The 12,520-nt window shown below is 32.7% G+C and carries 12 protein-coding genes and 1 tRNA gene; 7 read left to right on the top strand and 6 right to left on the bottom strand.

Annotation, left to right across the window (positions count from 1 at the left end):
* Positions 1–12 precede the first annotated feature (12 nt).
* From ACR0P1_RS01300 to ACR0P1_RS01280, 5 genes are all read left to right on the top strand, one after another.
* Positions 13–573, top strand: coding sequence for a 30S ribosomal protein S7 (locus ACR0P1_RS01300; RefSeq protein ID WP_432644609.1), 561 nt, complete (start codon positions 13–15; stop codon positions 571–573).
* 25 nt (positions 574–598) lie between these two features.
* On the top strand, positions 599–2,800 hold the full coding sequence (locus ACR0P1_RS01295) for an elongation factor EF-2 (protein ID WP_432644608.1): 2,202 nt from the start codon (positions 599–601) through the stop codon (positions 2,798–2,800).
* Positions 2,801–2,947: 147 nt separating this feature from the next.
* Complete coding sequence (gene tuf / locus ACR0P1_RS01290) at positions 2,948–4,189, top strand: translation elongation factor EF-1 subunit alpha (RefSeq protein ID WP_432644607.1); 1,242 nt, start codon at positions 2,948–2,950, stop codon at positions 4,187–4,189.
* A gap of 65 nt (positions 4,190–4,254) precedes the next feature.
* The gene (gene rpsJ, locus ACR0P1_RS01285) at positions 4,255–4,563 is read left to right on the top strand and encodes a 30S ribosomal protein S10 (RefSeq protein WP_432644606.1); all 309 of its coding nucleotides are present in this window, start codon (positions 4,255–4,257) and stop codon (positions 4,561–4,563) included.
* Positions 4,564–4,598: 35 nt separating this feature from the next.
* Positions 4,599–4,681 (top strand) — tRNA-Ser (locus ACR0P1_RS01280).
* 30 nt (positions 4,682–4,711) lie between these two features.
* Here the strand turns inward: ACR0P1_RS01280 and cobK are convergent.
* From cobK to ACR0P1_RS01265, 3 genes are read right to left on the bottom strand one after another with little or no spacing between them, the layout of a single operon-like run.
* On the bottom strand, positions 4,712–5,497 hold the full coding sequence (gene cobK, locus ACR0P1_RS01275) for a precorrin-6A reductase (protein ID WP_432644605.1): 786 nt from the start codon (positions 5,495–5,497) through the stop codon (positions 4,712–4,714).
* A complete protein-coding gene (locus tag ACR0P1_RS01270) occupies positions 5,494–7,926 on the bottom strand; it encodes a cation-translocating P-type ATPase (protein WP_432644604.1) in 2,433 nt (810 codons plus the stop codon). The genes cobK and ACR0P1_RS01270 overlap by 4 nt, the downstream gene beginning before the upstream one ends.
* 4 nt (positions 7,927–7,930) lie before the next feature.
* Positions 7,931–8,320, bottom strand: coding sequence for a UPF0146 family protein (locus tag ACR0P1_RS01265; RefSeq protein ID WP_432644603.1), 390 nt, complete (start codon positions 8,318–8,320; stop codon positions 7,931–7,933).
* Positions 8,321–8,388: 68 nt separating this feature from the next.
* Here ACR0P1_RS01265 and rimI point away from each other — a divergent pair, with 68 nt between their 5' ends.
* Positions 8,389–8,844 carry a ribosomal protein S18-alanine N-acetyltransferase gene (gene rimI, locus ACR0P1_RS01260; protein ID WP_432644602.1) on the top strand — a complete coding sequence of 152 codons (456 nt, stop codon included), beginning with the start codon at positions 8,389–8,391 and terminating at the stop codon, positions 8,842–8,844.
* Here rimI and ACR0P1_RS01255 read toward each other — a convergent pair.
* On the bottom strand, positions 8,815–9,327 hold the full coding sequence (locus ACR0P1_RS01255) for a zinc-ribbon domain-containing protein (protein ID WP_432644601.1): 513 nt from the start codon (positions 9,325–9,327) through the stop codon (positions 8,815–8,817). The two genes, rimI and ACR0P1_RS01255, sit on opposite strands and share 30 nt — an antisense overlap.
* A 229-nt stretch (positions 9,328–9,556) precedes the next feature.
* Positions 9,557–10,564, bottom strand: a complete 1,008-nt coding sequence (dusB, locus tag ACR0P1_RS01250) for a tRNA dihydrouridine synthase DusB (RefSeq protein WP_432644600.1) — start codon at positions 10,562–10,564, stop codon at positions 9,557–9,559.
* A 133-nt stretch (positions 10,565–10,697) separates the two neighbouring features.
* Between dusB and prf1 the strand changes: the two genes are divergently transcribed.
* Entirely contained in the window at positions 10,698–11,942 is a 1,245-nt protein-coding gene (prf1, locus tag ACR0P1_RS01245) for a peptide chain release factor aRF-1 (RefSeq protein ID WP_432644599.1), read from the top strand.
* Here the strand turns inward: prf1 and ACR0P1_RS01240 are convergent.
* Positions 11,939–12,190 carry a hypothetical protein gene (locus ACR0P1_RS01240; protein ID WP_432644598.1) on the bottom strand — a complete coding sequence of 84 codons (252 nt, stop codon included), beginning with the start codon at positions 12,188–12,190 and terminating at the stop codon, positions 11,939–11,941. The two genes, prf1 and ACR0P1_RS01240, sit on opposite strands and share 4 nt — an antisense overlap.
* Positions 12,191–12,520: the final 330 nt, after the last annotated feature.

Genomic DNA, 12,520 nt, shown 5'->3' with positions numbered 1-12,520 from the left:
GGAGATTATATTATGAGTAAATTATTTGATAAATGGGATTTCGATGAAGTAAAAGTTGAGGACTTAGGTTTAGTAAAATATATCTGCTTAGATGAAACTTTAGTTCCACATACTTCTGGTAGACACGTAAAAAGACAATTTGCAAAATCTAAAGTATCAATTGTTGAAAGATTAATGAATAAAATCATGAGAACTCATCTCAACTCTGGTAAGAAAAATAAAGCTTACAACATTGTCAAAGATGCTTTAGAAATCATTAACAGAAGAACTAAACAAAATCCTGTTCAGGTTTTAGTTAAAGCAGTTGAAAACACTGCACCTCGTGAAGAAACTACTCGTATTAAATATGGTGGTATTGGATATCAAGTTGCTGTAGATATTTCTCCACAAAGAAGAGTTGACCTTTCATTAGGTTTCTTAACTAGAGGTACTTTACAATCTTCATTCAAAAACAGGAAATCTGTTGCTGAATGTTTAGCTGATGAATTGATTCTTGCATCTGAAGAAGATTCAAGAAGCTTTGCTTTAAGAAAAGCTGAAGAGAAAGAAAGAGTTGCTAAAGCAGCACACTAATTATAATGTTTTTTAGGTGGTTATTTTGAGTAGAAGAGACAAAATGATTGCAAAAATCAAAGAATTAATGTATAAACCTGATCAAATCAGAAACATTGGTATCTGTGCTCACATTGATCATGGTAAAACTACTTTATCTGATAACTTACTTGCAGGTGCAGGAATGATTTCTGAGGAACTTGCTGGTGATCAAAGATTCTTAGATTTTGACGAACAAGAACAAGCACGTGGTATTACCATTGATGCAGCTAACGTATCCATGGTTCACGATTATAAAGAAAGTGAATATTTAATCAACTTAATTGATACTCCAGGTCACGTTGACTTCGGTGGGGACGTAACTCGTGCTATGAGAGCTGTAGATGGTGCAGTAGTTGTAGTTTGTGCTGTAGAAGGTATTATGCCTCAAACTGAAACTGTATTCAGACAAGCATTAAAAGAAAACGTAAAACCAGTTTTATTCATTAACAAAGTTGACAGGTTAATCAATGAGTTAAAATTAGAACCTGAAGAATTACAAAAAAGATTCATCAATATCTACATGGAAGCTAATAAATTAATCAAAAATATGGCTCCTGAAGATAAGAAAGAAGAATGGTCATTAGATTTCACTGATGGTAGTGTAGCATTTGGTTCAGCATACCATAACTGGGCTATTAATGTACCAACTATGCAAGAAACTGGAGTTAACTTTAACGATATCATAGAATATTGTAATAATGATAAACAAAAAGAGTTAGCACAAAAAGTACCTTTATCTGATGTATTATTAGGTATGGTAGTTGAACACTTACCTTCCCCTAAAGAAGCACAAGTTTACAGAGTACCTAATATATGGGATGGTGACATTGATTCTCCTGCTGGAGATTGTATGGTTACCACTTCACCTGATGGACCTTTAGCTGTAATGGTCACCAATGTATCTGTTGATAAACACGCTGGTGAAATTGCAACTGGTAGGGTTTATGGAGGAGCTATTGAAAAAGGTAGTGAAGTATATCTCGTTGGTTCTCATGGTAAATCCAGAGTTCAACAAGTAGGTGTCTACTTCGGACCTGAAAGAGTTAACACTGATAAAGTTCCTGCAGGTAACATTGTATATGTTGCTGGTGCAAAAGGTGCTATTGCTGGTGAAACTTTATGTGATCCTGAACACAAAATTGTTGAATTTGAAGGATTAGAACACATCTCTGAACCAGTAGTAACTGTTGCTGTAGAAGCTAAAAACACTAAAGATTTACCAAAATTAATTGAAGTTTTAAGACAAGTAGGTAAAGAAGATCCTACCGTTAAAATTGATATTAATGAGGAAACTGGTGAACACTTAGTATCTGGTATGGGAGAACTTCACTTAGAAGTTATCGGTTACAGAATTGGAGAAAAAGGTGTAGATATCACTACTTCTGAACCTATTGTTGTATACAGAGAAACTGTAAGACAATTATCTCCACAAGTTGAAGGTAAATCACCTAACAAACATAACAGATTCTACATTACTGTTGAACCTATTGAACCTGAACTTTATGATGCTATCCAAAATGGTGACATTAAAGAAGGTAAAGTTAAAGGTAAAGAAGCTGCTAACGACTTTATGGAACACGGTTTAGAAAAAGAAGAAGCTAGAAGAGTATGGGCTGTTCATAACAGAAGCATCTTCCTTAACATGACTCGTGGTATTCAATACTTAGATGAAGTTAAAGAACTCTTAATTGAAGGATTTGAGTCTGCGTTAGAAAATGGTCCTTTAGGTAATGAAATCGCTATGGGATTAAAATTCAAACTCCATGATGCAAAACTTCACGAAGATGCAGTTCACAGAGGACCTGCTCAAGTATTACCCGCTATTAGAAATGCAATTTTAGGTTCTATGATGCTTGCTGAACCAGCATTACTCGAACCAATGCAAAAAGTAGTTATTGACACTCCTAATGATTACATGGGTTCCTGTACTCGTGAAATCCAAAACAGAAGAGGTCAAATTGTAAACATGGGTCAAGAAACTGGAGATATGGCAAGAATTGAATCTAAAGTGCCTGTAGCTGAAATGTTTGGTTTCGCTGGTGACATCAGATCTGCTGCTGAAGGTAGATGTTTATGGTCTACTGAAATCGCTGGATTTGAACCACTCCCACGTGAGATGCAAAACCAAATCGTAAAAGAAATCAGACAAAGAAAAGGATTATCTGCAGAACCATTCCCTGCAAGCCACTACTTAGGAGATTTATAAAATTAAACTTTTTTAATTTTTATATTTTTTTATTAAAAATTATGAAAAAAACATTATCTATTTATATGTTAAAGTATAAAAATAACATTTAAGCTAACACTTAAGCTTATAGATATTGTTTGTTAATATTACAAAGAGGTTATTATAATGGCAAAAGAAAAAGAACATATTAACTTAGCATTTATTGGACACGTTGACCACGGAAAATCCACTTTAGTTGGACATTTATTATTAAAAGCTGGTGCAATCGCTGAACAACAATTAGATGATGGTGAAAACAAATTCAGATTTGTTATGGACAAATTAGGTGAAGAAAGAGAAAGAGGAGTAACTATCGATTTAGCTCACCAAAAATTCTCCACCAAAAAATACGATTACACTGTAGTAGATTGTCCTGGACACAGAGACTTCGTTAAAAACATGATCACTGGTGCTTCCCAAGCAGACGCTGGTGTTTTAGTAGTTGCAGCTGACGACGGTATCATGCCTCAAACTAAAGAACATGTTTTCTTATCCAAAACTTTAGGTATCAACCAATTAATCGTTGCAATTAACAAAATCGATTTAGTAGATTACGATGAAGGTAAATTCAACGAATTAAAAGAAGAAGTTTCTAACTTAATCAAAACTGTTGGATTCAACCCAGCAAACGTACCTTTCATCCCATTATCTGCATTTGAAGGGGACAACATTAAAGAAACAAGTGCAAACACTCCTTGGTATAAAGGTGACTCTTTAATAGACACTTTAGATAAATTAACTCCACCTGAAAAACCTACTGACTTACCTTTAAGAATTCCTATTCAAGATGTTTACTCCATTACTGGTGTAGGAACTGTACCTGTAGGAAGAGTTGAAACTGGTGTAATGAAAAAAGGTGAAAATGTTATCTTTGAACCAGCTGGAGCTTCCGGAGAAGTTAAATCTATCGAAATGCACCACGAAGTATTTGAAAGCGCTGAACCTGGTGACAACATTGGATTCAACGTAAGAGGTGTAGGTAAAAACGATATCAGAAGAGGAGACGTAGCTGGACACACTGACAATGCTCCTACTGTTGCTAAAGAATTTGATGCACAAATTGTTGTTTTACAACACCCTGGTGTAATCACCGTTGGATACACTCCTGTATTCCACTGTCACACCTCCCAAGTAGCATGTACTTTCTTAGAATTATCTAAAAAATTAAACCCTGCTACTGGTGCTGTTGATGAAGAAAACCCTGACTTCTTAAAAACTGGTAATGCAGCAATTGTTAAAATTAAACCTACCAAACCAATGTGTCTCGAAAACGCAAAAGAAATCCCTCAAATGGGTAGATTTGCTATCAGAGATATGGGTCAAACTGTTGCAGCTGGTTTATGTCTTAACGTTACCCCAGCAAAATAAGTTTGTAAACAATAATTAGGAAGTAATTATTTACTTTCTTTCTTTTTGTTTTATTGGAGGATACTATGAATCAAGCAAGAATTAAGCTTACTGGAACAGACCCAGAAAAATTAGCATATGTTTGTGATCAACTCAAAAAAATTGCTGAAAGAACTGGTGTGGACTTATCTGGTCCTATTCCATTACCTACTAAAAAATTAGTAGTACCTACAAGAAAATCTCCAGATGGAGAAGGTAAAGCTTCTTGGGAAAAATGGGAACTTAGGATTCATAAACGTTTAGTTGGTATTGGAGCTGACGAACGTGCTATGAGACAAGTCATGAAAATTAATGTTCCTGATAATGTAAGTATTGAAATTGAACTTAAAGGATAAATATTTAGATTTTTTCTAAATATTCCTTTTCATATGCCGAGATAGTCTAGTCTGGTAAGGCGCAGGACTTGAAATCCTGTGGAGTCTCTCCGCCTGGGTTCAAATCCCAGTCTCGGCGCTTATTTTTATATAAATATTTTTTCTATTTTTAAAAAAAGTTTTTTAGTTTTTTGTCTAATTCTTCTAAATTAGATACGATGTCTTTTTTATTTATTTCGTTTATTTGTGGTCTTTCAATCATAATTACTTTAATGTTTTTGGTATTGGCTGCTTCTATTTTATCAATGACTCCACCGATTTCACCACTTTCCTTGGTAATTATTACATCTGCATCATATTTTTCAATCAATTCTATATTCTCCTCTTTACTTGCAGCACCAGTCATAGGGATGATATGGCTTGGATCAATATCTAATTTTTTGCATTTTTCAATGGAGGATTTCACCTTCACTATTCTTGGATAAAATTTTTCTGCAGAAACGCTTTTTAGGACATCTTCCATGGTATTGGCTCCTGCAAAATGTAGTACATTTGATTGGTTAAACTCATTTGCTATTACTTTTCCTGCATCAACAAATGAATTTACACATATTAGGTTTGATGTGTCAATGTTTTTGAGGTTGGTGATAGGTCTTTCGAAACGCAAATAGGGAATTTCTAATTCTTTTGCAATGCTTGCACTTGTTTGGGTTATGTGTGATGCGAAAGGATGTGTAGCATCTATTAATATATCGAATTTTTCATCTGTTATTATACCGATTATTTCATCTTTGGGAAGTGGGTGGGCGATAACATCATCGCTACCGCCTTTCTCAGCTAATTTGGAACCATATTTTGTTGTTGTGGTTGTTAGGATAAATGCATCATAATTTTCCTTGATGAATTTTATGATGTTGATTGAATCCTTGGTACCACCTAATAGGAATATTTTCATTTTATCACTTTATTCATTATTTTTTGTGCAACTAGTATTGTTGATGCGACAATAGCTATTATTACCCATTCTGTGATGTCTATTGCTGTTGTTCTGAATATTACTTGTAATTGGGGTAGGTATATGATGAGTAACTGCAATATGAATGACCCTAAGACTCCCAGATAGACATACTTGCTGGATTTGTCTGAGTTGGCTTTCCCGTTCAATGCATTGAGTAATTGATAAACCACGAATAGTGTAAATGCTATTGTCATTGCCTTTTTGGTTGTTGCTCCGTTATATATCTCCCAACTGAATATTATGGTTGTTCCAATTGCCATTACCAGTCCCAAAATAAATATTTGAAGCAATGTGCCTTTTGTTAGAATATCACCTGTTTCAGGAGGCCTTTTCATAGTGTCCTTTTCAGCACCTTCCATTCCCAATGTTTGTGCAGGGGGACCGTCCATTACAATATTGAGCCATAGTAGCTGTGCTGGATTAAATGGCAAAGGTAGATTGAGCAGTGAAGTTCCAACTATTGTTAAGATTGCACCTACATTTGTTGATACTTGGAATTTCACAAACCTTTTGATGTTGTCATAGATCTTACGGCCTTCTTTTATAGCTTTTACGATTGTTGAAAAGTCGTTGTCCTGAAGAATCATGTCTGCTGATTCTTTTGAAACATCTGTTCCATTTCCCATTGCAACACCTATTGATGCTTTTTTAAGGGCAGGTGCATCATTTACACCATCACCAGTCATTGCAACAATGTTTCCTAGACTTTTTAATGTTTCAACAATCCTCATTTTTTGTGCAGGTTTTACCCTTGCATAAACCTGGATATCTTCTACTGAGGATAAGTATTCTTCATCTGTGAGTTTTTCTAGCTCATGACCTGTTATTACTCGTCCTTTTTCTGTTAATATTCCTAAATTTTTAGCTATTGCACTAGCTGTTTTTTCATGGTCTCCAGTAATCATCTTTACTGCAATTCCAGCATTTATACAGTCATTAACTGCTTTTTTTGCATTTTGTTTTGGCGGATCGATTAGCCCGACCAGTCCTGTGAATATGAGATTTTCCTCAGCTTTAGCTCCATCATCAAATTTGTATGCAAATCCGATTACTCTCAGTGCCTTTTCACTCATTTCGTTAATTTTATTCAATATGTTTTCCTTTGTTTTGGCATTGATAATTTCGATGTTTCCATCATTATCGATATATTTACATTTGTCCAGAATTATTTCGGGCGCACCTTTTGATAAAATGATTTTATTTTCACTATCTAATCTATGAATAGTGGTCATCATTTTACGATTACTGTTGAGTGGAATTTCATCAATACGTTCGAGTGATGATTCATAACCTTCAGCGAAATTTAATATAGCACCATCTGTTTGATTTCCAATTAGTTTATCACCTTTAATTGTAGCGTTGTTACATAATTTTGAAATCAGTAGTGTTTTATCTTTATTTAATAAATATTCTTCAACAACACTCATTTTATTTTCAGTTAGAGTTCCTGTTTTATCACTGCATATTATTGTACATGATCCCAAAGTCTCTACTGATAATAATCTTTTGACGATTGCATTTGAAGATGCCATTTCAGTCATTCCCAGTGCAAGAGTTAATGTTAAAACAGCAGGAAGACCTTCAGGAATGGCAGCAACAGCAAGTGAAACTGCTGTCATAAATGTTTCAACAAGTCCTACGCCCTGCAATAGCTCTAAAGCAAAAATAATGATACAAACTATAATAGCAATTGCTGACAATATTTTTCCAAGTTTTCCTACTCTTATTTCAAGAGGGGTTGCTTCTTCTTTTTCTTGGATTATTTCTGCAATTTTACCTATTTCTGTTTTCATTCCAATGTTCTTTACAATTCCAATTCCATGACCTGAAATGACATTGGATTCCATATAGATATCATCACCTATTTCTTTTAAAATGGCTTCGGATTCTCCGGTAAGGAATGATTCATCACAATTTAAATCCTTGCTTTCAATCAGCACCAGGTCTGCAGGAGACTTACTTCCTTCTTCAAGAATTACAATATCTCCAATGGTCAGTTCACTTGCATTGATTTCTTGTATTTCATTTTCTCTTCTAACAATGGCCTTTTTAACTATTAAATCTTTAAGGTTGCTGACAGCATTTCTTGATCGGTATTCTTGAATAAATCCTATTATTGTGTTAAGCAAAACTGCAAGTAAAATTACACCGGCATCTATAAAGTCTCCAATTATCATAGATGCAATTGCTGCAATGATTAATAATGCTATTAAAATATCGACGAATTGAGATAAAAATAAGATTATCAATGGAGTTGGTTTTTCCTCATTAATTTTATTTAGACCATATTTTTCCTGTCTTCTTATGACTTCACTTTTGCTTAAACCTTCAGGGGATGTTTCAAATGTTGATAGTTGATTTTTCATCAAATCACCTTAAGACGTAAAAGCTTGCTTTTTTATAATTCTTCAATTTCATCTTGGTTCTACCGCTGTTTAAATCCTCATTAGTCAGTGGTTTTATAATTAATTGTGAATTTATTTTTAGTGCAAGATTAATAATGTGTGGCTGAAGTTCGCTTGGAGGCCTTATTGAATAAATAATATCTACATCTTCATATAATCTGATATCTGGATTTGTAATGTCATCTTTGATTATACTGTCATCATTTGGATTTATATCAGTTTTAATGAGTGTTATATTATCTATTTTTGATAGTTCTTCTGAAACCTTATTAAACTTTCCAATTCCAATTTCTGCAATTTTGGTTTCTTTTGAGCCAATTTCATTTAAAATATATTCTGCAAAATCTTGCCACATAGTTATCCTCAATTAATATTAATATATCCAAATTATTAAATACATTGTTTTGTATAGTTAATGTTATTATGATTATTCGAAAATTTTGTCCAACTGATTTAAAAAGAGTTTTTGAAATAGAAAACATGTCATTTGATCAGTCTTACGGGATAAAAATGTTTCAACAACTGTATGAAATGGGTATTGGTTTTTTAGTGGCGGAAGAAGATAGTTATGTAATTGGTTATGTTATGTTTTGGATTAAGTATGAATCTTGTGGTCATATAATTTCAATAGCTGTTGATAAAGATTATAGGCGTTTAGGTGCGGGAACTAAACTTCTTATAAAGGCTATTTCTGTATTATCTCTCATTAATCTTGATACAATATATCTGGAAGTAAATGAGAATAATGATGGTGCGATTGAGTTTTATAAAACATTTAATTTTAAGGTAGATAGGACTGTCCCTAATTATTATACAAATGGTGATGGGGCTATTGTGATGTATTTACCATTAAGGAATGGTAAAGTTTCCAGCGATTAGCTGTTGATAGTTGCTGAGTACATCTGCTGGAATCATTCCTGTTAGATATAGTGTTCCAATCAATACGATGTAAAATACAAATATTGCAAGTTGTATGATTCCGTGTTTCCTAACACTTGGATCTTTTCTTGTAACTAAGTAGATTGCAAGGATTAAACCTAAAATTCCACCTAAAATTGAAAAGATGTACCCGAATATTATAATCCATTTGGTCCATCCACTACTTTTTTTAACAGGTGCTTCGCCAACAGTTTCCTTTTTTATTATTATTGGTTTTATTTGTGTTTCTTTTGTCTGATTCTTAAAAATGAGTGGTGCTCCACATTTAACGCAAAATTCCGCTTCATCTGGATTTTCATATCCACATAATGGACATGAATTTGCTGTTTGTTCTATTTTTGGAAATTCTCGTCCGCATTTTATGCAAAAGCCGTACTTATCATCACTTGTTGAACCACATTGTGGGCATCTTCTAAAAACCATTATATCACTTACTTTAATAATATAAATAATAATATCTTATAAAGTTTTTTAATTTATGTTAATTAAAATGTTGGGTGAATATCCCTCAAATTAGTTCATAGCACAGAATAAAGATTTGTTAAATGATGATGAATTGATTTTAAATTACTTGAAATGTATTATATTTATAATTGGAGTTTATGAAATGGGATTATAGGTATTTATTGGCATTGAGTTATTAGATGAATATTTAGTTTTGTTTTACAAGTTCTCTAAGATGTTGCTTATGTGATGATAGGTAATCATCTAATAATTCAAATATCTCTTCTTTTGAATTCATCTTAAACAATCTAGGCTTTATGTCTACAGTTCTATACATTCCTTTCATATAATAAGCTGTTTGTGTTCTCATTCTGGAGATTGCTAATTTTTTAGGGAGGGTTTCTTCGAGTATGTTTGCATGTTTTTTTGCCATGTTTATCTTTTCTTCAACTGAGACTTTCTTAGGTTTTGTTCTATTGTTTAGATAATCGACGCATTGTTTTATGAGCCAAGGGTTTCCAAGTGTTGCCCTTCCAATCATTATTGCATCACATCCAGTTTCATCAAGCATTTTTTTAGCATCATAACATGATCTAATATCTCCATTTCCAATAACTGGAATAGATACATTGTCTTTAACTTCTTTAATTATTGACCAGTCGGCTTTAACATCGTATCTTTGGTGTCTTGTACGTGGATGAACTGTAATTGCTGATGCTCCGGCATTTTCAATTATTTTAGCTATTTTAACTGCATTAATATTATTTTCATCCCATCCGCTTCTGATTTTAGCAGTAACTGGTATTGGAACACTATCAACAACAGTTTCAACAATTTTTCCTGCTTTTTCAGGGTCTTTTAAAAGTGCACTTCCTGCCTTTGACTTAATGGCTACTTTCTTAACTGGACATCCCATATTGATATCGATAATGTCAGGTTTCATGTTTTCATAGATGTATTCTGAGGCAATTTTAAATGAATCTGTACCACACCCAAAGATTTGCTGTGAGATTGGCCTTTCTTCATCCTTCATGAATAACATTTCCTGTGTTTTAAAATTGTTATACATTATGGCTTTATCCGAAACCATTTCAGTTTCAATTAGGCCACATCCCATGGACTTGATTATGCTTCTAAATGCATGGTCGCATATTCCTGCCATTGGGGCTAGAACCACCTGATTTTCTATTTTTACATTGCTAATTTTCCATTTCATTACATTTTTATTTCTTTTAATTATTTTTATTTTTTTTTGTTAATCTTTAAAAATATCTATTTTTAGATTAATTATTTATATGTAAAAAAAGATAGTTAATACTATTATACTAATTTAATTTTATAGGGATAACATGGCTGAAGTATCATCAAAAGAATTATATGAATTCAAAAAAACTTTAAAAGAACTATCTGATAAAAGGGGTAGAGGTACAGAGCTTGTTTCCGTTTACATTCCACATGATAAGCAATTGAGTGATGTTGGTAAGCACATGAGAGATGAACTCGGACAAAGTGCTAACATTAAGAGTAAACAAACAAGGAAAAATGTACAATCTGCAATTGAAGTAATTTTACAAAGTATACGTTTATATAAACAACCACCTGAAAATGGTTTAGTTTTATTTGTAGGAATGATTCCTAAAGGTGGTCCAGGTACTGAAAAAATGGAAAAATATATTTTAGAGCCACCTGAACCAATTACTACTTACTGGTATAAATGTAATAATGAATTTTTCATAGAACCTTTAGAAGAAATCATTGAAGAAAGAGATACCTACGGTCTTGCTGTGGTTGACAGAAAAGAAGCTACCATTGCTACTTTAAAAGGTAAAAAAGTTAATATTTTAACTCACCTAACTAGTGGTGTTCCAGGAAAACACAAGGCAGGGGGACAATCACAAAGAAGGTTTGATCGTGTAATTGATCTTGCTGCTCACGAGTTCAAAAAACGTATTGGGGAACACATGAACGATGACTTTTTGGATCTTAAAGATGACTTAAAAGGGATTATTGTTGGAGGACCTGGTTTTACTAAAGAGGAATTTATCCAAGGAGATTATCTTCAATATGAACTTAAGGACAAAATCATTGCGACTGTTGATACATCATATACTGGAGAACCGGGTATTCGTGAGGTTATTGATAAATCAGCAGATATTTTAGATAACTTAGATGTAATGCATGAGAAAAAGCAGGTTCAAAGATTCCTCAAGGAATTGACCAAGGATAAAGGACTATGCTCTTATGGTGAAAATCAAGTAAGAAACAATTTGATTATGGGTGCTGTTGATACATTACTTTTATCAGAAGATTTATCAAGCATGCGTAAGACATTTGAATGTACCAATTGTGGAAATCAAATAGAAGTCACTGTCAGGTCTCAGGCTGAAGCAGATAAGTTCGATAAAAGATGTTCTAACTGTAATGATACTTTCAAAGAAGTGGATTCAAAAGATCTTGCTGATGAATTTGTTGAAAAGGCAGAAGAAATGAATACTAATGTTGAATTCATTTCCACTGAAACTGAAGAAGGTATGCAACTTTTCAGGGCGTTTGGTGGTATTGCTGCTGTTTTGAGATATTATGTTGAATATTAATTATAGTAGTTTGGAGACTTGTCCAAATTTTCTATAATGTCATTTTTCTTTTTTTCTTTTTTTATTGTATAGTAATCATTTAATCCTTCTTCTTGACGAATTTTGTTAATTAATTTGAAGAATAGTTGCTTATCAACTTTATTTTCCTTATTAATTTCAGTATATAATGAATGCATTGTTCTGTTTTTTGTAAGATAACTATTTTTTAATTCATCATATTGGGATTTGGTTACACTAATTTTTATCACCTTATTATTTTGTCTATTTAATTTAAATTTTTACTTAATTTTGTAGATTATTTTGTAAGTTATAGTATTTAAAGAAATATGCTTTTTTAATTTATATATTATTTTGTTTAATATTTTTTGGAATATATTTTTATTTGTTCGGAATTTTTGTGGCATTTGACTTGAAAGTTGATAATTTAATTTTTCTATTCTTCGGAATTTGTTGGTTGGCAATGGTTTTCCGACTTTGTCCAATATTTGATTATTTTGATTAGACATTGTAGATTTTTATCTTAAAACTTATGTTCATTTAATTATTTTCATTGTTTTTTTATATACAATGTTTATAAT

It is taken from the genome of Methanobrevibacter sp. (assembly GCF_050872065.1).
Taxonomy (GTDB): Archaea; Methanobacteriota; Methanobacteria; order Methanobacteriales; family Methanobacteriaceae; genus Methanocatella.
This window is presented reverse-complemented; position numbering and strand designations above follow the sequence as displayed.

Coding starts and splice junctions, on each gene's coding strand:
- ACR0P1_RS01300 (WP_432644609.1), top strand. CDS start 13: ATGAGTAAATTATTTGATAAATGGGATTTCGATGAAGTAAAAGTTGAG.
- tuf (WP_432644607.1), top strand. CDS start 2,948: ATGGCAAAAGAAAAAGAACATATTAACTTAGCATTTATTGGACACGTT.
- rpsJ (WP_432644606.1), top strand. CDS start 4,255: ATGAATCAAGCAAGAATTAAGCTTACTGGAACAGACCCAGAAAAATTA.
- cobK (WP_432644605.1), bottom strand. CDS start 5,497: ATGAAAATATTCCTATTAGGTGGTACCAAGGATTCAATCAACATCATA.
- ACR0P1_RS01270 (WP_432644604.1), bottom strand. CDS start 7,926: ATGAAAAATCAACTATCAACATTTGAAACATCCCCTGAAGGTTTAAGC.
- ACR0P1_RS01265 (WP_432644603.1), bottom strand. CDS start 8,320: ATGTGGCAAGATTTTGCAGAATATATTTTAAATGAAATTGGCTCAAAA.
- rimI (WP_432644602.1), top strand. CDS start 8,389: ATGATTATTCGAAAATTTTGTCCAACTGATTTAAAAAGAGTTTTTGAA.
- ACR0P1_RS01255 (WP_432644601.1), bottom strand. CDS start 9,327: ATGGTTTTTAGAAGATGCCCACAATGTGGTTCAACAAGTGATGATAAG.
- dusB (WP_432644600.1), bottom strand. CDS start 10,564: ATGAAATGGAAAATTAGCAATGTAAAAATAGAAAATCAGGTGGTTCTA.
- prf1 (WP_432644599.1), top strand. CDS start 10,698: ATGGCTGAAGTATCATCAAAAGAATTATATGAATTCAAAAAAACTTTA.